This window comes from Rickettsia endosymbiont of Hedychridium roseum (assembly GCF_964028255.1).
Taxonomy (GTDB): Bacteria; Pseudomonadota; Alphaproteobacteria; order Rickettsiales; family Rickettsiaceae; genus Rickettsia; species Rickettsia asembonensis.
The window spans coordinates 1,298,475-1,321,224 of record NZ_OZ034753.1 but is presented as its reverse complement, the minus strand read 5'-3'; the positions used below and the strand labels follow the sequence as shown (position 1 = coordinate 1,321,224).

Sequence of the window (22,750 nt, the reverse complement as noted above, 5' to 3'; positions counted from 1 at the left end):
ATCACGATCAAATCTATAGTACCGAATAGTTTTTAAAAAGACCTCGATGTTATATCCCCACAAAAGCGGGATCTTGTTGTATGGATACCGACTCCTCATTGTGAACGGTCTAAGCGAGTTGGCGTTGTTGCGTGGATACCGATGTCATTCCTGCGAAAGCAGGAATCCAGCATAAAGCGAGATAAATCGAGCTTTTAATTTCAAAAATTTGCTGTACTTATACTTTTTTCTGGATTCCCGCTTTTAGCTAAGAATGACATAAAGAGCATTTACCGGTCCACGCAACAATGCCAAGCTAGTTCGACAATCCAGAAAAAATAATAAAAAAATTCTGCAAATTAGAATTTTTTCTTCCCTGCAATTAATAATAATTAATTAATTTATATAATAAATTTTTGAAGCATTAGTTAATATAATCAGGTTATTTTATGTCTAAAGAGAAAACTCAACAGGAATTATTATTACAAGAGCAACTTTTTAAAGCCCTGAAAACAGAAGATACAGCATTGAATGCCAAAATATCTAGAGCCTGCGAAGCCATTGCCTCATCTGCTATTGATCTTTACTAATGACCAATCCCCTACTACTGCAAGTCTATATGTTAGTCAAATGGAATTAGCCAATTTGGATGGTCGGGGTTTGGCTAAAGCCACAACAATAATAAAAAATGCATTTCCAGGAGATAAACACAGGGAATTCAGAGAAATAATCGATGCACCTCTTTTACAGCATTTAGTTATGGAAGAGGCAATTGAACGACAAGTTGGATTAGATAATAGCCGATATAACGCAGATTACAGAAAACTTGAAGAAATAAGAAATCCTAATGACCCTAAAAAAGCAATTGATGCTATGCTACGTGATAAGAGGGTGGCACAGCAAGCTGAGTTTGAGGAGAAAGGAAAAAAGGCAGCAGGAGTTTCTGCCGGTTATGTTGCTAAAGATGAGCTAGGAAATACTTTTATTTTTAAACATTTTTATAAAACTCATGCTGCATGCCAAAAAATACAAGATAATAATGCACGAAAACAGGCTATTGCTGACCGAAGAGACGGGGTACAAGAATTAATAGGCTCTACCATGTATCAATTTTTATTACATGATCGAGCACCAAAAGAAGGGCTGGTAAAAGCGGATGAAAAACACCCTGATTCACTTTATGTACGTTCTAAATTTTTTGATAATGCTGTAACACTAACAGAATTTTCCGGTTTATCAGGTCAAACTAGAGTCAGAGCTAATGATCAAAATTTAAAAAAGCTGGAAGGATTTGAAAAAGCCATAGCTGCTTGTCATATGCTGGGGTAAGTAGATTATCATGCTGGTAATTTAATGGTGCAGGATGGTAAAACAATAACCAAAATTGATCATGGTCGCTCTTTTTTAGCATTTCATAAGGATTTTGGCAGTATGATCCAATCAACAAATGAAATGTTTGCACATCCTGGAGTCGGCTACAGTGCTGCTATTAAAGCAGGTAATTTCTCATTTAGTATCGATAAATATAGCGAATCGTTAAATCAAATGATAAGTCAATTTGATGAGAAACAGATGGAAGCAATAGTTGATCAAAAAATTGATGAATTTAAAAAAGCTGGGTTTGATCCGAAAAATATTGCGTTATCCACTAATATTAAAAATTTTGATGATTTGAGGAAACACTATAAAGGCAGTATAAAAGAAAATCTTATTAATATGCAAGAAGTTGCCAAAGGAGCTGAGATAGTAACAAAATTTAGTAATGTTTTACCTGAATTTAACAATGGTGGTTGGTTAGAGGCTTTCGCTAACTCACCTGTAAAAGACCCAGTACTCTATGCAATAAATAATAACATTAAAATTGAAGGTATAGATGCTAAAGAGTGGGCGTATGAAAATAATTACCAAATTAAAACTTCTATAGGCTTGAAAAAAGAAATAATTAAGGAACAACAATGGAGCAAAGATTTAGAAGGAAAATGGAAAGAAACAGAAGTTGAGGTTAAGAAAGATAAAGTAGAAGTACAAATTTCTGATCCTGTAAAATCAATGCGTACACAAGATAAATCTACAGGCGAAAAGTTGGAGTCACTAATCGTTGATTTTACAAAGCAGGCAACAACTAAAAACATAACCGATAAAGAAGTAACAAAATTCTACGACAATATAATGAAAGAGCTAAAAAAAGAAAATTATCTTACCGAGCAGGATATTGAGGGTATAAAGAAAGATTTAAAATATCAGGATAATATCGAAAATACGACCAACTTATTAAATGCTAAATCTTTCAAATTAAATTCCAAAGATACTATATATTACAAGGTAGGAAATTTTTGTGAAAAGATAGGTTTATCTAACGTTTCAAACTATTTTATGAAAAAAATTTCTCCTGAAAATTTAAATAAAATTCATGATACACATAAGCTGATAGCAGAAAGTATAAAAATTGGCAGCATATTAAAACAAAAAGGAAATCAAGGCATTCAGCCAAAAAGAGTAGAAGCGGTAAAAGAAATTGCATTCTCTAAATTACAAGCTAAAAGGGAAAATCAGAAACAAAGATAGGCATTGTTGAGGATATGCCTTAAACGTCATTGCGAGTAGTCACGGTATTGTTGCGTGGATACCGAGTCGTCATTGTGGGTGCCTGAAAACTTTGTTGCATGGCTTTTAAAAAGCGTTTAATGTCATTCCTGCGAAAGCAGGAATGACATAAAGAGCATTTACCGCTCCACGCAGGCAACGCCAGCTCGCAATGACAATGCCTAAAAGGTGCTGTCTCACTAAGTGTGTAAATTTCTAGGATAGGTTATATTAACAATAATATAATTTATCAGGAATAACATGAGTAACAGTAACCAAGAGAAGATAAAACAAGCAGTAGATTTGCTAATAGATAAAGATACTGATTTAACGAGTTTTTTTGCCAAAGACGGGATATTAAAGCAGTTAACTAAAAATATATTTGAAAGAGCCTTAAAAGCTGAGATGGATGAGCATCTTGTCTATAACAAATATGGCAGGATAGAGACTGACAATAGTAGAAATGGTGTATGCAAAAAAAGCCTAATTACTGAAGGTGGAGTATTGGAACTTGAAGTACCACGTGATAGAAATGCTGAATTTTCTCCTGTACTAGTGCCAAAGCGTCAGACTAGGATTAGATGGATTAGATCAGAAGATATTATCCTTATATGCTAAAGGGATGAGCCTCTCTGACATTAAGATTCAGATTCATAAGCTATATGGTGCAGAGAACAGTGAAAGCCTTATTAGTCGGGTTACCGATAATGTTATGGATGAGGTCAGGAGTTGGCAGAATAGGCCTCTGGAAGCCATATATGCTATAGTATATTTTGATGCACTTATAGTTAAAGTACGTCAAGATAAGAGAATTATCAATAAGGCAGTATATGTAGCTTTAGGTGTAGATTTAACCGGAAGGAAAGATATTTTAGGCTTGTGTATTAGCGAGAATGAGGGAGCTAAATTTGGTTAAATAATTTTACTGAAATGAAAGACAGGGGATTAAAAGATATCTTAATTGCTTGTAGCGATAATCTAACGGGCATGAGTGAGGCGATATCTGCAGTATATCCACAAACTGAGCATCAGCTGTGCATTGTACATCAAATCAGAAATAGTTTGTCATATGTAAGCTATAAAGATCGTAAAGAACTTGCAGCAGATTTGAAGCTAGTATACAGCTCTATCACTGAGGATGAAGCACTTACTGCCTTATCTGATTTTGATATGAAATGGGGCAAACAGTACCCACATATTGCAAAATCATGGCAAAATAATTGGCAGAATTTGATAATTTTTTTACAATACCCAGAAGTGATTAGGCGTATCATTTATACAACCAATGCAATCGAAGGTTTAAATAGTCAATTACGCAAGGTTACTAATAACAAAAGGGGTTTTCCTAACGACGACTCTGTATTTAAGACTTTGTACTTGACAATTGACTATATTACGCGAAAATGGAATATGCCTATCCAAAATTGGGGAGAGGCCATGGCTCACTTTTTGATAAAATTTGATGGGCGAATTTAATGCCTATTTTAGAATTTACACACTTATATATCCAGAGCCTATTTAATATATCACCTGAACTTTTTATATCTCTTAAAAAATTTTCTAATCCCTGTACTAGATTTTGACCGCCGCTTTCTAATGTTTCACGTAAAACTTTTGGGTTACAAAAAGCAAAATTTGAAGGTGAAAAAGCATCGATAAAATGTTTAGTTACAAACTCTAAATGTTGCTTGAGATCATTTGATAGCTCATACTGTTCTATATTCTTCTTAAGCCACTCACTAGATAGTAAATAATATTGTTTAACAAAGTCAAAATAAGCATTATCCTCCCATGAAGAATCTTTAAATCTTTTATCTCGATTATCCGGAGAAAATACAGCTTTTGCCGGACTACCAACAAATTTTGCAAAGCTATTCGTTGTAAGCTCTCTTAACTTATCAATATATTCAATATTAAGCTGACAAAATTTTTCAGGATTTGCCCAAAACTGTTCTACCATTAAAGAAGCTATAATCCTGTTTTTATCACTATCAATTAGGCTCCTAGGTATCTCCCCCCTACCTTGCATGAAATGCAAAATAAGCTCTTGATATTTATCGGCTATTTCTTTGAAATTATTAATTATCGTCTCGTGCTGGATGTTATACATGTTTAGTTCTGATAATGTTATATGATTGTATGGCTCTCTATGTCATTCCCGCTTTCGCGGGAATGACATAAAGCAACCCTATATCTTTAAACCATCCCACATACTATCAACCTTGTCGATAACTTCCTTACTCATTTCTATTTTTTTACCCCATTTTCTATTTGTCTCAGGGTATATTTTATCGGTTGCATCTATTCCCATTTTACTACCAAGCCCTGAATCAGGTGATGCAAAATCTAAATAATCTATCGGAGAATTATCTATAAAGCTCGTATCGCGCCTTGGATCGCTTCTTGTTGCTATTGCCCAAATTACTTCTTGCCAATTATGAACATCAATATCATCATCTACAACTATAATAAACTTACTATACATAAATTGCCGTAAGTACGACCAAATCCCAAGCATTATTCTTTTAGCATGACCGGAATAAGATTTTTTAATCGATACTACCGCGACTCTATATGAACAACCTTCAGGTGGAAGCCAAAAATCGACTATTTCCGGAAATTGCTGCTGCAAGATAGGAATAAAGATTTCATTTAATGCTTCACCTAAGATTGACGGCTCATCAGGCGGTTTTCCGGTATAGGTACTTAAATATACTGGATTTTTCTTCATCGTTATTGCAGTTACGGTAAAGACCGGAAACTCCTCAACATCATTATAATATCCGGTATGATCCCCAAAAGGGCCTTCAGGCAAATATTCCTCTAAACTTACATAACCTTCTAGCACTATTTCACTATGTGCAGGTACTTTTAAGTCAATAGTTTTGCATTGCACCAGTGCTATTTTTTCATTACCGAGTAAACCTGCAAAATTATATTCTGAGATATTCTCAGGTATCGGTGTAACCGCTGCCAAAGTTACCGCTGGATTTGCCCCAATAACGATAGCGGCAGGAAACGGCTCTTTTTTTGCTTCTTTCCAACGTTTATGATGCTCTGCTCCGCCCCGTAACTTTAACCAACGCATCAATAGCTTATTAGGAGCTATTGTTTGCATCCTATATATACCAAGGTTGTAATTATCTATTTTATCATTACTAGGTCCTTTAGTAACTACTATCCCCCAGGTAATTAAAGGCGAAATATCATCAGGCCAACATCTTTGGATCGGCAATATATTGATATTCGGTTTGTCAATGACGATTTCATGACAGGCTGCTTTTGATATTGTTTTAGGAGACATAGCAAAGACACGCTTAGCAAGAGGTAACATTGATAATGTTTCTTTAAAAGATGCGGGAGGTTGCGGCTGTTTAAGGAATGCTAGTAAAACGCCAAGCTCTCTTAATTCTTTGGGTGACTTAAGTTTAAGTCCCATACAAATACGATTTATACTAGCATAAAGATTAGTTAGAACAGGTATATCGGATTTAGTGCCGTCGGCTTTTATAACATTTTCAAAAAGTAATGCAGGTCCGCCTTGTGCTAATACTCTTCTACTGATTTCAGTAATTTCTAGGTCAGTTTTAACTTCAATAGAAATACGCTTTAACTCACCGTTTTTTTCTAAAAATTTTAAAAACTCCGGTAAATCTTTAAAGCTCATAGTTCTATTTTTTTGTTTATAATGTTTGTTTTATATTGGTCTCTTTTTATGTCATTCCCGCGAAAGCGGGAATCCAGTAATCATTTAATGTCATACCGCGACTTGATCGCGGTATCTTAGGACCAAGACTGTGATACAAGATCCCGTGGTCAAGCCACGGGATGACAATAAAAAATCTGGATTCCCGCTTTCGCAGGAATGACATTAGAGATACTTTCCCTACTTACTAAAATTAGCTTTTACTTGCATATCATTCTGAATAATTGTGTAGTTAATTAGCTCGTCAATTACAGAATTTTTAATATTATATATTATATTTTTTTCTGAATTTATATGAATATTTTTAGCCGTTAATTCATCGATAGTTCTAGATTTAATATGTGCAAAATATACTTCATCACCTACTTGGAATATAGGTGTATTACTTCCTATTTTAGTATTAAAAATTGATAATAATATTTCAGGAGTTAGGGTTAGATCATTTTCCATTTCGGATCTAATATAGCTTTTTTTGCTTATTTTTATTCCGGTAGCTTTAAGCTCTTTTATGTTCTCTTGATCTGAATTATACTCCTTTGCTAAATCCTTGATAATTTTTAAGTTTACATCTGCAATATTCCGCTTTATCCAAGCTTTATTTACCTGCTCTTTAATAGCGTCAAATTCAGGTATTTTTGCCGGCTGAATCGACTTTAATTCTACCAATATAAGATAGCTTTTATCTTCTGCTTCTATAGGATAAGATAATTCTCCTTCCGAAAGCTCAAAAATACTATCAACATTTTCGGAAATTATTTTATCTTCAATAAGCTCTGCATAACTTATATAGTTAACGTTTTGTATCGGTAGCTTATATTTTTCGGCAATTTCAACTAAGCTAGAACCGGCTGCCGTCTCATCTTCCAGCTTTTTAGCAAACTCCATATTAAGTATATCGATTTTTTGAGCCTTTAATAAATCCTGTAATTGTTTCTGTACTGCTTCAAAACTTTGATCACCGAATTCATCTTTATTTTCATTATAAAACTCTAACAACTCATCTTGAGTAACTGAGACTTTTAAATCCTTAATATTAGCTTTAATATAAGAAAAGCTGCGTTTCTCAGGTACTTCAAACGAGGTTTTATTATCTTGGTAAAAATCCTTTAATTGCTGATCGGTAGGAGTAGAGATTTGTAAATCTTTCGGTTTATTTTGTAAATCTATCTGCACTAATTCTACTTCTCTTTTTTCAGCCATATAATCTACTATATTGTCAGTCATAGCTTTAGGAACATAGAAACTTTCTACAAAAGTACCGACAAAAATATTTTTTAGAGCTTTTTCTTTGAAGTTTAATAAATATTTTTCTTCATCCATATAAGAATTTCTAAAATAAGTTTTAAAAATTTTTATATCGAAAACACCTTGCTCATTTTTAAAAACCGGTGATTCTTTGACTAAAATTTTAACTGTATCATCACTTAGATCTAAGTCGTAATAGCCAACTAAATAATCTAAAACATTATCGTAAACAAGCCTTTTTAGGATTCGGTTATCAATATTTAACTGTGCTATTTCTTCATCCGTTAAACTTGTTCCTGTTTGCTTACTTATAGCATTAATTTCTAAAGATTTCGCTCTCAAAAAATCTTCTTGGGAGATATTTTTCACATGAGAAAAAGTAACAATATCACCGTTTCTTCTTCCGTTTAATACATCTTTAATACCAAAGCCGACAAAAGCAAAAGCTATCATTGCGAATAAAACTCGCATTATAAAACTATCGGCAGTTTTTCTAATATTATCTAACATAATTTTCCTCAGTGTCACCCCGTGGCTTGTACCTGCGGGGTCCATAAAAAAAAGACTGGATACCGTGGACAAGCCACGGTATGACACAGTACAAATATACACAATAGTACATTATAAAGCAAAAAAGCCTATATAGTCAAACTATATAGGCTTTTATATTGTTTTTTGTAGACGTTCAATGTTATTCCTGCGTGGTTCGGAAAACATACTCTATGTCATTCCCGCGGAAGCGGGAATCTAGTAATTAAAAACTTTTAAAAAGCTCGATTTATCTCGCTTTACCTGGATTCCTGCTTTCGCAGGAATGACATAAAAGGAGTCCCACAGGATGACATTAGAAGTTTACACGTACTTTTACACTACCTTGCTGAGCGAAATACTTACTTCCGATATTGGTATCGTAGTTAATACCGTATTCCATCATTTTGTGCTTAGCAGTAACACCGACGCCGACATCAAAGCTTGTTTTGCTTAAAGCTGTTGGTTGGGAAAGGAGCAGTCATAATACCTTGTAATCTTGCATCAATCGCCGGAACTTTATTCTTGAATGCATAATCAACCATTGCGTAAAGCTCAGGTGTTAGCACTACTTCTTCATTGACATTGATATTACTTGATACTTTAGCACCGAGTAAACCATCGAAGCTATTATAGTTCTTGCCTTTAACTATAAGGTTTTGGTTAGTAGTACCGGTTTCCTTATAGCTCTTATCTTTGATAGCTGAATATCTAAGCCCTGCAAGCGGTGTTAGGTTAATATTTTCAGGCATCATATAGGTATAACCAGCCATTAACTGACCTGTATAGCTTTCAGATTTATACTTACCGCTTGCGGTTTGATAGCCGACAGTCTCTAGTGCCGTTGCAATAACGCGTCTTGATTTACTTCTTATCTTATTATCTGAGTAAGATGCTATAGCTTCAACGAAGAGATTTTCATAAGGTACATTATATAAACCGTATACGGAATAGATGTTATTCTCTACCTTATTCTTATCGCCCGTCTTATTATTTTTCAGCTTAATATCGGTATCGGCTCTTGTATATGCAGCCCCTAGTGCTAGATCATCGCTAACTAAGCCTTCAAAACCTATAGTACCACCGGTTGTATCCGACTTATAACCGCTTATATTGTTACGCATCTTCTGCGTTGCATTACCGACAAACGGACTTATCCATGCACCAAACTTAGCATCTCTGTCCTCATCACCGGCAGCTACGGCAGCCGGCTGTATTGCATCCATTCTAGCATTTAGATTAATTAAGCTACTTGAGATATTACTTAGTATAACTTGATTATTAATAGCAGCTATAGTATCGCTAGGCTTTACAACGTCTTGCATGAGGTGAGTTACAGCATCTGCTTCTTGGATTGGATTCAGTTTACCCCAGTTACCGAAAGCTAAACGTGCATCTGAACCGATTGGTGCTTGCTCCATTAACTCAAGCGATTTCTTTATATTTGCAGCATTTGGGATATTTGCAAGCGGTCCGCCCGGTTTGAAGTCGTTATCTATAACTTCTTGAGATACATCTTTCGCAAATAACGTTAAAGTCGATTCATCAAAAGTAAAGTTGACAAAGCGGTTGTCATTATTAACGGTTACTTTAACATTACCTGCGGGAGTAGGCTTTAATCCACCTGCCGCTTCTGCAGATATTACCGTATATTTTGTATCCGGACTTATATTATTAATGTCGAAATTAGTAGCAGTAACAACAAGTGCTAAAGTTGAAACCCCTGATAAATCAAGAGTACTACCTGATTTAATTAGGATATTACCTCCTGACTTAGCTGCTCCGTCAAAAGTAGTATTTAAGGTTAGCGTATCGGTAAAGCTACCGGTACCGGTATATGTTACTTGATTTGTACCTAAAGTAAGTGTAGTACCGCTACCTGTTATATTACTATTAAAGGCTAGGCTATTACCGAAATTAATAGTAGCATTATTAGCTGCAAAGCTGGTAGCCGTTACATTTTTAGCAAAATTAGTGATAGAAGCTTTAGCTAAAGTAACTGCACCGGTGTTAGTAAATGTATCGGCAAAACTTGTAGTACCGCCGAGCGTCGCCGCACCTTTTGCATTAACACTGCTTGCAAAGTTTGTTGTGCCTGCCGTTGTGATATCACCAACCGAATTAGCCGCAGTCCCTACAACACCGCTAACACTACCGCCATTCGTGAAGTTTAACTTCAGAGCCTGACCGCCAGTTTTATTTATGCTGTCTGTTAAGTTAAAGTTTGCAGGTAATGTTAAGAGTGCAGTACCGTTACCTTGGATTTCAGTAATACTAGTATTACCGCCTTGGGTTATGCTTACAGCCCCGGCACCTACTTTCAACATAGCAATATTAGTAATAGGTCCATTAATAGTACTTGCACCGGTTGCAATGATTGTACCGTTAACACCACCGGTACTTGTAACACTACCGGTGATATTTTTATTTGCACCAAGTGTTATAACTGCTGCTTGATTATTGAAATCTACATTACCGTTAATATTACCGTTTTGAGTTAAAGCAGTAGCAGCACCGAATGATAAATTAGAGTTGATATCCTTATTATAGGTAACTGCCGGCACTAATAATTCTAAATCGTTAGCAAATATCTCAGTATCTATTTGGAATGTTCCGTTTCCTCTAAATTCTAATTCTTTTAATTTATTTACTACAGTACCGTAAGTAGCATTTCCGACACTTGCAAGAATTACTTTCCCGCTCGCAGCTCCTGAATCTACAGCAAGTTTACCTTTATTTGGAGCTAATGGATCAAGTACAGCATTTAATGTTATCGTACCGTTTACCAGCTGCACTATTTTTTAATACTAAAGTTGCGTCTTCATGAGCAAAATTAATAGTCTGACCATTTGCTAAAATTCCTACATTACCGCCATTTGCATCAATCGTATAAGAACCACCAGCGGCAGCAATCGCTGCACCTGCAGGCGATACACCTGCAGCACCGATATTTATTACATTAATTTGGTTAGTAATACCGCCTACATCAACAAAATTTGTAGTACCTAAGATATTAAATGCGAGAACATTCGTAGTATCTATATTATTAAAGGCTACACTACCTAAAACATTTAATGATGCTAATTCACTTCCTGCCGTACCTATTGTTTTAGCTCCACCGTCACCTTGTAAGGTTACAAGTTTTGTTGTACCAGCAAGAAGTAACGTACCGCCACCGGTTGCAAACGCCGGTAAATCATTTTTAAGAGTTATAACTCTATTATCTGTAGTACTATCGTTAAGTAAGAAAAGCTTTGAGTTTGCTCCTTTAAAATTAATCGCTTGAGCGTTTAATATATCAACATCAGCGTTCTTAGCATTTATTGCAAAAGACTTATTATCTTGAATGTCAATTTGTGCAACTGTGCCTATACTAGCATCATTTGCAACCACTGTACCACCGGCATTAATATTAAGTATACCGGTAGCACCGTTTTCTATAATTCCGCTTAAGTTATAAGTGTTACCGCCGGGACCGTTAAACTCTAAAGTACCACCGGCTGCATTAGCACTGAAGTTTACGTTTGTAGCTACTAAATTACCGCCGACTTGTATCGTACCGACTGCATTATTTCCATTATTTGCAACACTAGCAAAATTTACGGTTTGTGCATAAATATCACTTGTAAAAACAAGATCCGCAGCACCATTATCAACTTTAGCATTCAGAGCTTTTAGAGATGCTCCATTTGTACCTACCGCTCCGGTAACCCCTACTCCGGCTGTTGTTAATGTACCGTTACCCCCTGCTGCAGTTACTGCTCCGGTTATACCGTTATTTGCTGTTAACGCACCGTCTACTGCAAAATTTACTGCTGCCGTGATTGCGTTTGCTGCCTTTACATCCGCTGCTCCATTATTAATGGTCACATTTGTTGCATCAATACTTGTTACGTTACTCGCTCCATTAAAAGTGACTTGCTTTAGTATATTTGCTCCGCCGTGAGTACCTATTGCTCCGCCAACATCTCCTGCATTAACTATAAGTGTACCGTTATTACCGACAGATGTTACAGCGTTAGAAATACCGGCACCCAAAGTTAATGTACCGTCAGCATTGAATACTGCCGTACCGGTAACTGCTCCAGTCGCACTTAATTTACCTGCCTGTGCAAAATTAATCGCTCCATTTACTGCACCTATTGTATCAACTTCACCACCATTCACAACAATATTTGTTGCTGCAAGCATAGTAGCATTATATATGGTTACGCCAGCATCAACAGTTATTGAAGCTAAGCTCTTAGTTGCACCTACCGCAGCAGCAAAAGTGGTATCTGTGCTAACTCTTAATACACCCTGACCGGCAGCTCCACCGTCTATAGTCCCGTCAAGCATTATCAAGTTTGGGGCTCCGGAATTTATAGTTAAACCTGCGTTGGCACCGTTTAAGGTAATATTCCCCAAACCGTCATAAGTATCGGCGTCACCAGTTCCTAATCCATCTTCACCGGTTAAAGTTAGCGTAAAGTTATTACTAATGCTAACAGGAAATGCCGTACCGCTTACCGCCACCGAGCAAAACAGAACCTAAAAAAATATATTCATTTACCGTAAATAAATCTGGAGCGAAACCGTGTATATCTATTGCCGTAATGTTTACTGCTGCATCAGCGTCAACCGTAACAGCATCATTTCCATACTGTAAAACACCACCACCAAACGGTCCTGCAGGATTAAAGCCCGCTCCTACGGTAAAGTTTGTATTTGCATCTATCGTTGCAGCACCGAGTGCCCCGCTACTACTCAGCATTATCGCTGCGGTTGAGGTGGTGAATAAAGCGGTCTTAAGACCTTTTTGAATTGCTTTTTGAAATAATTTTGGAGAAATATTCGCCATAATATGTAAACCTTAATAAAAATTAAATAACTTAGGAATTGTTACAATTTTAATACAATTTTTTTAATATGTCTATTATAATTAATAATTATATATAATATTTTACAAATTTAGTATGAATATGTGGCATTTGCATTCTGCAGGGGCGGTAGCTTTGCGGCGTGGACCGGTTTTCCGTCATTGCGAGAAGAATTACATAGTAATTCGACGAAGCAATCCAGTAAAAATGCTAATTTATAGCATTTTTTTAATTATTTTTTCTGGATTTCCGCCTCCGCGGGAATGACATAAGAGCATTTACCGGTCCACGCGGGAAGACCTTGTTGCGTGGACCCAACAATCAGTTCGGTGTCATACCGTGGCTTGACCACGGTATCAAAAAAAAACAATAAAAATACTAATAATTTTAGTATTTTTAACTGGATCCCGTGGTCAAGCCCCGGGATGACAGGGAGGGAATCGCTCCACGCAGGCAACGCCCGCTCACAATGACTATTTAGTATCCGTATTCTCCTAACACCTTAATAACATCATCATACATATAATCGTCATAAGCACCGGCTTCGAGTAATAATTTTGTAGCTACGGTACAATTATTACTCTTTGCTAAGCCTAGAGGATTTAAGCCCGATTTATCACGATAATTAATATCCGTAGTGTGTTCAATCAAAAACTGGATTAATTCTTCACCGCAATTAGCTTTTATAGCATGATGTAAGCCGCTACGTCCTAATGGGTCTTTATACTGGGCATCAACACCCTTACTATATAAAGTTTCTACTAACTCCAAATCATCAGCATATATTGCTTTTTGTAAAAGCTTTTGTCCTAAAGCTTTATCAAATCCTGCATTATATTTAATCAAAACTTTTACTAGTTTCGAGAGATTTATATTCTTGTCATAAATTTGAGCTACTTTTTCCAGAAGAGTTTGCTGCCCCGTGTTTTTACCGACTAGCGTATGATTTACTAGATACTCTATTAATTTCATATCTTCAGAATCAATAGCAAGTTCAAAAATCTTATAACCGAGTTCGCTTTTAATATCAAATTTAGCACCTTTGCTAATTAATGCTTTTACTGATGAAATGTTCTTCGATTCTACGGCTAACTCTAAAGGGGTTTTATTATTATGATTTTTATCATGAAAAAACCGTACTATTTCTCCACGCCCCATTGCTTCTGCCCAATCATGTAAAGTATATCCATATTTATCGTACTTTTGAAATTCCGTATTTTCATATAAATATTCTACCATTTCTACATTACCGATTTTTATTGCTAAATGAATAGCAGACCAACCATACATGTTAGGAGCAATTTTTCCTCCCATCTGAACTAAAAATTTTACTGTTTCTAAATCATTACCAAGTATTGCTAACTCCAAAGGAGTTCTACATTTAGCATCTGCAGCATTAATATTTTTTTCATTACATAAGGCTTTTACTAACTTTATTTCTTTAGCTCCTACCGCTATATGTAAATCCGACCATTTATTATCTCTTATAGCCATCGGGTTTACTTTCGCTATCTTAGCTTTTAAAGCTTTAAGACGTGATATTATATTAGAAGTAGTTTTGGTATATGGGATGTAGTAACTTGGGTATCTGGTTCCAGTATTAGAGGTAGTCATTGAATTATTTCCATTATTTAATATATTGCGGTGGCAATTATTAAAATATATTAATAATAATGTCAATGAAAAATGTAAGCCGAGCCGTCATTGCGAGGAAATTGCATAGCAATTGACGAAGCAATCTCAGGATATTTGACGAGATTGCCACGCAGCCTAGGGCGGCATTGTTGCGTGGATACCGATGTCATTCCCGCGGAAGCGAGAATCTACCGTGTCACCCCGTGGTCAAGCCACGGGATGACAGCTAAAAGTACTGGATTCCCGCTTTCGCGGGGATGACATTAAGAATACGAGAATGACATTTACCTCTCAGGCAGTAATATCTCTCTTTTACCTGTATGATTAGGAGGCGAAACTATTCCCTCTTTCTCCATCTTCTCAACTAAGTTGGCAGCTTTGTTATAGCCGATTCTAAGCGATCTTTGGATATAGCTAATGGAGGATTTACGCTCGTCACGCACTATCTGCACGGCTTTTTTGTAAAGCACTTCATCAGATGTGCCGTCACCGATATCAATGTTACTATCGTCTTCTTCAGGTTGCTCGGTAACGGCAGAGATATATTCAGGCGTACCGGTCTCTTTCAAATATTCCGTAATTTTCTCGATTTCGGCTTCATTAACAAACGGTCCGTGTACCCTACTTATCTTTGAAGTATTACCCATAAATAACATATCACCCATACCGAGTAACTGCTCGGAGCCTTGCTCGCCTAAAATCGTTCGGCTATCGATTTTAGAGGTAACTTTAAAGCTAATACGGCTTGGAAAGTTGGCTTTAATGACACCGGTAATAACGTCTACAGAAGGTCTTTGAGTTGCCATAATAATATGGATGCCTGCCGCTCTTGCCATCTGAGCAAGCCTTTGAATCAACATCTCGATATCCTTACCGGCAACTAGCATTAAATCAGCCATCTCATCGACAATAACCACTATGTAAGGTAGCTTTTCCATATTCATCGTAACGGTTTCGTAAATAGGTTTACCTGTTTCAGGGTCAAAACCCGTTTGAATCGAACGCTCAATTACTCTATTCTCTTTAACCGCTTCTAAGATTTTTGTATTATAACCTGCAATATTCTTAACACCGATATTGCTCATCATTCTATAGCGATTTTCCATTTCCTTAACCGCCCATTTAAGAGCAACTACCGCTTTAGAAGGCTCGGTTACCACAGGAGTTAGCAAATGCGGTATTCCATCATAAGCCGATAATTCAAGCATTTTCGGGTCAATCATGATAAAGCGGCATTCTTCAGGAGTATAGCGGTACAAGAGCGAGACTATCATAGCGTTAATACCGACCGATTTACCTGAGCCGGTGGTTCCTGCTACTAATAAATGAGGCATTTTAGCAAGATCGGCAATCAGCGGCTTACCTGCTAAATCTTTACCCAAAACTAATGGTAATAAAGTTGATTTGTCTTGGTATTCGGGAGTTTCTATCAGTTCTTTTAAACAAAAGAATTCACGCTGCTTATTAGGAAGCTCAATGCCAAGCACATTTTTACCGGGTATGACTGCTATCCTTGTCGATAGAGCCGAAAGCGAGCGTGCTATATCGTCGGATAATCCTACTACCCTTGATGTTTTCGTACCTGCTGCCGGCTCAAATTCATATTGAGTTACAACAGGTCCTTGATTGATATTAATTATATGCCCTTTAACTCCAAAATCATTCAGCACGGTTAATAGCTCCTCGGCTTTTTGTTTTAGCTCTGAGGAAGAAGCCCCTTTTACATGATGGTTTTCAGGATCACGTAATAACGAAATAGGCGGCAATTCTGCTATTTCGCTTTGAGATATTTTAGGAACTGCTGGGGGTTTGCTAAAGAATTTTATAGGATTTGCAGGTACGGGTTTTGCTTCTTCAGTGAATTTTACTTTTTCACTTACAGGCTTTTGGTAAGAAGAAGTTATATTTATCTTATCATTATTGCTAGTAGGGAATAATCTTACTGAAGATAATTGTGAAAATATATTATGTAAAAAAGATTGTACCCGATAGATTAAAAATTTACCTAGCTTAATAATAAAATTACTTAAAGAAGTAAATTTAATTTCAAGTAAAACAACTAATATAATAAAGGTAAAAAATATTAATAATAAGTATAGTTGATTTGTAAATCGCTCAAAAAAATTAGAAGCTATTATTCCAACAGCTCCGCCTGCATTTGCAGGTATGAATTCTAGCTTAATCTTAGATAATAATGTGCTACTGCTAATGAGAGCAAGCAACATTACAAATATACGGATAAATGAGCCGCGATATCTTCCATACCAACAATTTCTACCCCAAACAAAGCAAGCAAGCGGTATAATAAAAGCAGCCAACCCAAAAAATTGATATAAAAAGTCTGATAAATAAGAGCCAGGAATTCCGACTAAATTACTAGGATACTCTGTTGTAACCGAGTTAAAAGACGGATCGTCTATATTATATGACGTGAGAACAGTAACAATAGCAAACCCAATTATCCCTAAGATAACAGCTTGTACTTTATTGTTTGAAAGAATTTTATTTATGTAATATAGCATAGTTTTAAATATTAAGCTAAATTATGAGTTTTATATCTTTTTCTATAATATTCTATAGGCTTTTCAATAAAGAAATAAATTAAAAAAGAAATAATTATTACTGTTATAAAAGTAACCAACGTATTAAGAAATGTCCCATTATCAGCCCAATATGAAATAGCAGGTAATATATTATACAAGACAATTAAATGACAACAATATATTAGGTAAGAGAGTAAAGCAATTAATTTGTCTAACTTATTATCTGTGGTTAAGTCAAATATTTTTCCTAAAGATAGAGCAAATAAACAATAACAAAGTAATTTTTTTAATTGAGGCTCTATTGGGATAAAAGGAAAAGTAATAATTATTAATATAATATATAAATAGAGTAATTGACTAAGCCAAGACTTTTTTTCGTTTATTTCTTTACCAGAATAAATATAAAATGCTTGACTACCAATTAAGAAAATTGCAAGTTCAGAAGGAAAGAATCTATAAGACCAAGGATCTCCTATAAATCCGTTAAGTTGAAGGATAATTCTAGTAATTAAAGATATACAAATTATAGATAAAATATAGATATTTTTCTTTTTTAGAATCCAAGGTGCTATTAAATAAAAAGAAATTTCTAACCCAATTGACCAACCAGGAGGTATCAATAAAAATTGATAAAGAGGAGGGGTGGAATCAATAAAGTATTTTGTAAAATGTACTGTATTATTATTAATTCCAATAAACATTGTTACATCTTGAAATAACATTGTTAGGTTTGTAAAAATTAAAAAAAACCAGCCGGAAATGGAAGATTATACAATTGACTTAAAAAAGAAAATTTTTGCTGCAAGAAGAAAGTAACTAAAATACAAAAGATATAAGTAGGATAAAGCCTTAAATATCTACTTTTCCAAAATTTTATTTTGCTTGTATAATTGCTCTGAATCATAGCCATATAAAAGCCGGAAATCATGAAAAAAGATTGTACTGCGATTTCTGAACCTACAAATTTAAGAAATGGATGAGAATTTGAATGTGAAGCTACAACAGAAAGAGCAAATAATAACCTAACTACACCCATTATGTTAAATAATAATTATATTAACAATATTATATAATATCCAAAACCTAAATCAAGTAACATAGCAACACTTCTCAATAATAGGATAAGTTATTTACATTAAAAGAACCATTTTGTATTATGAAAAATATATTTTTTTTACTTAGAGGGAAAGGTAACCAAAATTCATGACCATAAAAATCCACACGGAAAAAGATTTCATAAAGATGCGGCTAGCTGGAAAATTAGCTGCAGAGACGCTCGATTTTATTACTGATTACGTAAAACCGAACGTCACTACTAATAGTTTAAATGACCTTTGTCATAATTTTATTACTTCTCATAATGCCATTCCTGCACCATTAAATTATAAAGGCTTTCCAAAATCGATTTGTACTTCTATAAATCATGTGGTTTGTCACGGCATTCCAAACGATAAACCGTTAAAAAACGGTGATATAGTAAATATTGATGTTACAGTAATTTTAGACGGTTGGTACGGCGATACTAGCCGTATGTATTATGTCGGTGACGTAGCAATTAAGCCAAAGCGTCTTATTCAAGTAACTTATGATGCAATGATGAAAGGGATTGAAGTAGTTAGACCCGGTGCTAAACTCGGTGATATTGGCTATGCTATTCAAAGCTATGCCGAGAAACATAATTATTCTGTGGTTAGAGATTATACCGGTCACGGTATCGGAAGAGTTTTTCATGACGAACCATCAATATTAAATTACGGTCGCAGCGGCACGGGTCTAACGTTAGAAGAAGGGATGTTTTTCACCGTTGAACCTATGATCAATGCCGGTAATTATGATACTATATTAAGTAAATTAGATGGATGGACGGTTACTACACGTGATAAATCATTATCGGCTCAATTTGAGCATACTTTAGGCGTGACTAAAGACGGTTTTGAAATATTTACGTTATCACCTAAAAAACTTGATTATCCTCCATACTAAACTATAGGATAAAAATTGATTGTATGGTTTGATACAGTGATTTGATGTCATTCCTGCGAAGCAGGAATCCAACAGAACATATTAAAAAACTTGTTTTTTATATGTATTTTGTACTAATAATTATAGGTTATTTTTTTGGATTCCTGCTTTCGCAGGAATGACATCAGCAACAAATTTGAGTAAACATAAAGAATGTTAGAAAATAATTTGATAGAATTTAGTAATGATGATACGCCTCATTATATAGGTCACCGTAAAAGAGTAAAAGAACGCTTCGTCGCTGCTGGAGCAGAACATTTTTCCGATTACGAATTACTTGAAGTAATGTTATTTTCGGCTATCCCTCGTAAAGACGTAAAACCTCTTGCTAAAAAATTACTTGATCATTTTGATATTACGGATTTAATTAACCTTGATAAGGAAAGGCTACTTAGTATTAAAGGCACCAATGAAAATTTATATATCAATTTTGCTTTAATACGTGAGTTGATAAATAGAGTATTGAAACAAAAAATAATAAATAAAAATATTATTGCTTCTTGGAGTTCTTTGATTGATTATTTAAAAGTTAATATGGGTAATATGCGACTAGAGTAATTTCGTATATTATTTTTGAATAAGAAAAATATTTTAATTGCCGATGAGGTTTTAAGTCAAGGAACTATAGACCAAGCTGCAGTATATCCACGTGAGATAATTAAACGAGCTTTATTTAATGAAGCAAGCAGCCTTATACTTGTGCATAATCATCCAAGCGGCAGCCCTGAACCTTCAAAAGCCGACAATTCATATGACAAATAAGATAGTAGAGACATGCCAAACCGTAAATATTATGGTACATGATCATGTCATTATAAGTAATAACAAATATTATAGTTTTAAATCTAATATAATATGTTACTATGAATATAAATAGCTATAGCACTTTAGACTTTTTACATAACGTAGCTGATAAGGAGGAATTTGAAGGAGACACGGAACGCAGCACCGCAGCATACATACTAGTACGTGAGGATGCGAGTACCGGATCGACGTACAAATTACCCTTAGAAGCAAGTTATGTAGGAAGTCTATTGTTTATGTTTTCTTTTATAGCAACCGCTATATTAACATATATATTAACTAAATATCTTCCTGCAATCGGTTTAGTTGATGTACCTAGTAGTCGTCGCTCTCATGATAAGATAACACCGCGCGGCGGCGGTCTTGCTATTGTAATTGTCGTAATGATTGCTTTGAGCGGGTTTGAATATATAACGAGCAATAACCTTGCTAATTCAATAAAAATATTACCGTTATTATTGGTAATTGCCTCGATTTCCTTTTTAGATGACTTAAAAGCCGTACCTATTCTAATTCGTTTAATATTCCACTTAATTTGTGCAGTCTTTGCTATTTTTCTTTTTTCGCAGGTAAATTCCATTCATATACTAATATATTATATTTTAGTTATAGCTTTAAGCGGTTTTATTAATATATATAATTTCATGGACGGTATAGACGGTATGAGTTGTGTGGAATCTATCCATCTATCTAGCACCATGCTTATATTATGTTTCTTACAATTTCCTGCTATTGATAATCCGTATTTTATAGCTAGCGTAAATGTGATTATTCTTGGTTGTTCTTGTGGTTTTTTAATATTTAATTGGCATCCGGCAAAAATATTTTTAGGAGATGTGGGAAGTATTAGCCTTGGATTCTTAACGGGCCTTTGCTTACTCTTGCTTGCTCTTACAAGCACTAATTTATTTGTAGCTTGTGCTATTGCTAGCTTATATTACATCACTGATGCAGTGCTAACCATATTAATTCGGCTACTCAATAAAGAAAAAATTTGGCAACCTCATCTAAAACATTTTTTTCAAAAAGCAGTACAAAAAGGTAAGTCTCATAAACAAGTAGTATCGATTATAGCAGTTTGTAATATATTTTTAATGATTATATCGGTTACATCTTTATATTTTCCCGTAATATCTATAATGCTTGCAATAGCCGTCATAACTTTAACAGTGCAGAGTTTATTAAAATGAAGCTAATTAAAGAGGATATCGATAAAATAGTTAGACGTATATTTGCCAAACAACATCCATTGCTGCCTGAAATCATGATTAACTGGAATAAAATAGTCGGATTTAACTTCAGCACTAAAGCATTACCTTTAAAAATCACCACATATACTTACAAAAAACAAAAGATTAATACGCTATTTATACAAGCAGAAGATAATGCTACGGCAGCAGAATTACCTTATTATCAAGATATTATTCTAGAACGTATTAAAATTTATTTAGGCTTTGAAGCAATACATCAAATGAACGTAACGTTTTATAAAGGAAAATCTAAGATATGATAACTCTATTATGTCATTCTTAACTCAGTAGTGTATACCTAATCGTCATTGCGAACGGGCGTAGACGTTGTTGCATGGCTCAAAAAAAGCATACAATATCATTACCGCGAAAGCGGGAATCCAGAAAAAATATAAATACAGAAAATTTTTGAAATTAAAAGCTCGATTTATCTCGATTTATGCTGGATTCCTGCTTTCGCAGGAATGACATCGGTATCCACGCAACAACGCCTCCTCGCAATGACGATTTGGTATCCATACAAGCAAAAAGCACACAAATAAAAAAAGGAGTTTTATTAAAGACTCCTTTTTCGTGTTAATAGTTTGTAAAAAGATTTGAGATCTAATTACATATCAAATCTTAATCCTGCCATTAAGTTATTACCTTTATAACGGGTTCCACCAAATTTAACCTTATTTCCGGCAACATTTTTAGTATTAGTTTTTGATTTACCGTAATCTGTCCAGCTATAAACGAGTTCTGCTTTCACACCTTGTGCTACTTCAAATGAAGTCCCTAAAGATAATTGATAAGCAAAGTTGGTTTTGTTTTTAGTGGTTCCTGAAAAATTAGTACTACTAATAACATTATTATTAGCAACAGTCTTAGTTGAAATATTTACTTTTTCTTTTACTAACGCAGCACCGACACCTGCTCCTGCAAACACTTTAAACATACTTACATCAATAAAATCTACATAACCGTTAAGTAATGCACTTACAATAGTAGGTTTATGTTTTACTGATACTGTAGTAGCAGTGGTGGTAGTGCCACCAGGACCACTTGTAAGTACACCTCCTGGAATCACAACACCATTAATAATAAGTTGTCCACCTGCTGAAATAACTGATGGTACAGTAGTAACAGTAGAGCTAGAGGTTGAGGTTGAAACATTTGTAGACTTTTTCATGTGGTTATTTGTTACCATTCCAATTGTAAAATCAGTTCTTAAATTATCCATGATATAATAACCTGCTCCAATATTACCGGTAAAACCTGTATTGGATTTTAACTTAACACTGCTATTTGAAGGCTTTGCTTTATCAAAAATCACGCCACCGGCATTAAGTTTTAAATAATATTGATTTTCCATAGATGATGACATCGATGAATTAGTAGATGAATCTACGGAAGAATTCATATCGCAATCAGCGAATGAAAGACCGGAAGTTAAAAGTGCTGTGCTTGCAGCTGCTATTAAAAGTAATTTTTTCATATTGTTAAATTTTTCCTTTAAATTTTATTAGTTGTTAGTAAAAACGATATTAGATAATAATTTTTACCTAAATTCAATAAAAAATAGTTTTAGGTGACATTTCTGAGTTGTCGCTTAAT

The 22,750-nt window shown here is 34.8% G+C and carries 13 protein-coding genes and 9 pseudogenes; 10 read left to right on the top strand and 12 right to left on the bottom strand.

Annotation, left to right across the window (positions count from 1 at the left end):
• Positions 1-428 precede the first annotated feature (428 nt).
• Positions 429-2,544: pseudogene (gene risK1, locus AC5587_RS07650) on the top strand (T4SS effector phosphatidylinositol 3-Kinase RisK1).
• Positions 2,545-2,823: 279 nt separating this feature from the next.
• A pseudogene (locus AC5587_RS07645) lies at positions 2,824-4,038 on the top strand (IS256 family transposase).
• 40 nt (positions 4,039-4,078) lie between these two features.
• On the opposite strand, the pseudogene AC5587_RS07640 reads toward AC5587_RS07645, so the two are convergent.
• The 6 genes and pseudogenes from AC5587_RS07640 to AC5587_RS07615 all read right to left on the bottom strand — a co-directional run.
• Positions 4,079-4,672: pseudogene (locus tag AC5587_RS07640) on the bottom strand (PHA/PHB synthase family protein); the annotation flags it as partial.
• Between the two features lie 78 nt (positions 4,673-4,750).
• Positions 4,751-6,229, bottom strand: coding sequence for a UbiD family decarboxylase (locus AC5587_RS07635; RefSeq protein WP_499162350.1), 1,479 nt, complete (start codon positions 6,227-6,229; stop codon positions 4,751-4,753).
• A gap of 46 nt (positions 6,230-6,275) precedes the next feature.
• Positions 6,276-6,434 (bottom strand): hypothetical protein, encoded by a 159-nt coding sequence (locus AC5587_RS07630; protein WP_410527809.1) that lies wholly within the window; start codon positions 6,432-6,434, stop codon positions 6,276-6,278.
• 14 nt (positions 6,435-6,448) lie between these two features.
• Positions 6,449-8,023: a SurA N-terminal domain-containing protein gene (locus tag AC5587_RS07625; protein ID WP_499163022.1), complete on the bottom strand. Its 1,575-nt coding sequence runs from the start codon at positions 8,021-8,023 to the stop codon at positions 6,449-6,451.
• Between the two features lie 334 nt (positions 8,024-8,357).
• A pseudogene (locus tag AC5587_RS07620) lies at positions 8,358-12,499 on the bottom strand (autotransporter outer membrane beta-barrel domain-containing protein); the annotation flags it as partial.
• 25 nt (positions 12,500-12,524) lie between these two features.
• Positions 12,525-12,881, bottom strand: coding sequence for a hypothetical protein (locus AC5587_RS07615; protein ID WP_499163043.1), 357 nt, complete (start codon positions 12,879-12,881; stop codon positions 12,525-12,527).
• A 327-nt stretch (positions 12,882-13,208) separates the two neighbouring features.
• On the opposite strand from AC5587_RS07615, the gene AC5587_RS07610 reads away from it, so the two are divergent.
• Positions 13,209-13,373, top strand: coding sequence for a hypothetical protein (locus tag AC5587_RS07610; protein WP_499162349.1), 165 nt, complete (start codon positions 13,209-13,211; stop codon positions 13,371-13,373).
• Between the two features lie 4 nt (positions 13,374-13,377).
• On the opposite strand, the pseudogene AC5587_RS07605 reads toward AC5587_RS07610, so the two are convergent.
• Together AC5587_RS07605 and AC5587_RS07600 are read right to left on the bottom strand one after the other, a co-directional pair.
• Positions 13,378-13,635: pseudogene (locus AC5587_RS07605) on the bottom strand (ankyrin repeat domain-containing protein); the annotation flags it as partial.
• A 405-nt stretch (positions 13,636-14,040) separates the two neighbouring features.
• A pseudogene (locus AC5587_RS07600) lies at positions 14,041-14,382 on the bottom strand (ankyrin repeat domain-containing protein); the annotation flags it as partial.
• A 267-nt stretch (positions 14,383-14,649) separates the two neighbouring features.
• Between AC5587_RS07600 and AC5587_RS07595 the strand changes: the two are divergent.
• Positions 14,650-14,796, top strand: a complete 147-nt coding sequence (locus tag AC5587_RS07595) for a hypothetical protein (RefSeq protein WP_499163042.1) — start codon at positions 14,650-14,652, stop codon at positions 14,794-14,796.
• A 23-nt stretch (positions 14,797-14,819) separates the two neighbouring features.
• Here AC5587_RS07595 and AC5587_RS07590 read toward each other — a convergent pair whose 3' ends face one another.
• Genes AC5587_RS07590 through AC5587_RS07580 form a run of 3 tightly spaced genes read right to left on the bottom strand, consistent with a single transcriptional unit; the run spans position 14,820 to position 18,114 of the window.
• Positions 14,820-17,057: a DNA translocase FtsK gene (locus AC5587_RS07590; protein ID WP_499162348.1), complete on the bottom strand. Its 2,238-nt coding sequence runs from the start codon at positions 17,055-17,057 to the stop codon at positions 14,820-14,822.
• A gap of 11 nt (positions 17,058-17,068) precedes the next feature.
• The gene (locus AC5587_RS07585; RefSeq protein ID WP_499162347.1) at positions 17,069-17,800 is read right to left on the bottom strand and encodes an acyltransferase family protein; all 732 of its coding nucleotides are present in this window, start codon (positions 17,798-17,800) and stop codon (positions 17,069-17,071) included.
• Positions 17,801-17,817: 17 nt separating this feature from the next.
• Positions 17,818-18,114, bottom strand: coding sequence for an acyltransferase family protein (locus AC5587_RS07580; protein ID WP_499162346.1), 297 nt, complete (start codon positions 18,112-18,114; stop codon positions 17,818-17,820).
• A gap of 167 nt (positions 18,115-18,281) precedes the next feature.
• On the opposite strand from AC5587_RS07580, the gene map reads away from it, so the two are divergent.
• The 6 genes and pseudogenes from map to AC5587_RS07550 all read left to right on the top strand — a co-directional run bounded on the left by map (position 18,282) and on the right by AC5587_RS07550 (position 21,414).
• Positions 18,282-19,061 (top strand): type I methionyl aminopeptidase, encoded by a 780-nt coding sequence (gene map, locus AC5587_RS07575; protein ID WP_499162345.1) that lies wholly within the window; start codon positions 18,282-18,284, stop codon positions 19,059-19,061.
• Between the two features lie 192 nt (positions 19,062-19,253).
• Positions 19,254-19,556: pseudogene (locus AC5587_RS07570) on the top strand (UPF0758 domain-containing protein); the annotation flags it as partial.
• 6 nt (positions 19,557-19,562) lie between these two features.
• Positions 19,563-19,977 (top strand): annotated as a pseudogene (locus AC5587_RS07565) (JAB domain-containing protein).
• Between the two features lie 16 nt (positions 19,978-19,993).
• A pseudogene (locus AC5587_RS07560) lies at positions 19,994-20,126 on the top strand (palindromic element RPE1 domain-containing protein); the annotation flags it as partial.
• A 14-nt stretch (positions 20,127-20,140) separates the two neighbouring features.
• Positions 20,141-21,094, top strand: a complete 954-nt coding sequence (locus AC5587_RS07555; RefSeq protein ID WP_499163021.1) for an MraY family glycosyltransferase — start codon at positions 20,141-20,143, stop codon at positions 21,092-21,094.
• Positions 21,091-21,414 carry a DciA family protein gene (locus tag AC5587_RS07550; RefSeq protein ID WP_410527598.1) on the top strand — a complete coding sequence of 108 codons (324 nt, stop codon included), beginning with the start codon at positions 21,091-21,093 and terminating at the stop codon, positions 21,412-21,414. Before AC5587_RS07555 ends, AC5587_RS07550 begins: the two co-directional genes overlap by 4 nt.
• Before the next feature lie 347 nt (positions 21,415-21,761).
• On the opposite strand, the gene AC5587_RS07545 is transcribed toward AC5587_RS07550, so the two are convergent.
• Positions 21,762-22,631, bottom strand: a complete 870-nt coding sequence (locus tag AC5587_RS07545) for an outer membrane protein (protein WP_499162344.1) — start codon at positions 22,629-22,631, stop codon at positions 21,762-21,764.
• Between the last annotated feature and the right edge of the window lie 119 nt (positions 22,632-22,750).

What these genes read in the sequence shown, in the direction of transcription:
- AC5587_RS07635 (WP_499162350.1), bottom strand. Translation starts at nt 6,229, where the DNA reads ATGAGCTTTAAAGATTTACCGGAGTTTTTAAAATTTTTAGAAAAAAAC.
- AC5587_RS07630 (WP_410527809.1), bottom strand. Translation starts at nt 6,434, where the DNA reads ATGTCATTCCTGCGAAAGCGGGAATCCAGATTTTTTATTGTCATCCCG.
- AC5587_RS07625 (WP_499163022.1), bottom strand. Translation starts at nt 8,023, where the DNA reads ATGTTAGATAATATTAGAAAAACTGCCGATAGTTTTATAATGCGAGTT.
- AC5587_RS07615 (WP_499163043.1), bottom strand. Translation starts at nt 12,881, where the DNA reads ATGGCGAATATTTCTCCAAAATTATTTCAAAAAGCAATTCAAAAAGGT.
- AC5587_RS07590 (WP_499162348.1), bottom strand. Translation starts at nt 17,057, where the DNA reads ATGCTATATTACATAAATAAAATTCTTTCAAACAATAAAGTACAAGCT.
- AC5587_RS07585 (WP_499162347.1), bottom strand. Translation starts at nt 17,800, where the DNA reads ATGTTATTTCAAGATGTAACAATGTTTATTGGAATTAATAATAATACA.
- AC5587_RS07580 (WP_499162346.1), bottom strand. Translation starts at nt 18,114, where the DNA reads ATGGGTGTAGTTAGGTTATTATTTGCTCTTTCTGTTGTAGCTTCACAT.
- map (WP_499162345.1), top strand. Translation starts at nt 18,282, where the DNA reads ATGACCATAAAAATCCACACGGAAAAAGATTTCATAAAGATGCGGCTA.
- AC5587_RS07555 (WP_499163021.1), top strand. Translation starts at nt 20,141, where the DNA reads ATGTTTTCTTTTATAGCAACCGCTATATTAACATATATATTAACTAAA.
- AC5587_RS07550 (WP_410527598.1), top strand. Translation starts at nt 21,091, where the DNA reads ATGAAGCTAATTAAAGAGGATATCGATAAAATAGTTAGACGTATATTT.
- AC5587_RS07545 (WP_499162344.1), bottom strand. Translation starts at nt 22,631, where the DNA reads ATGAAAAAATTACTTTTAATAGCAGCTGCAAGCACAGCACTTTTAACT.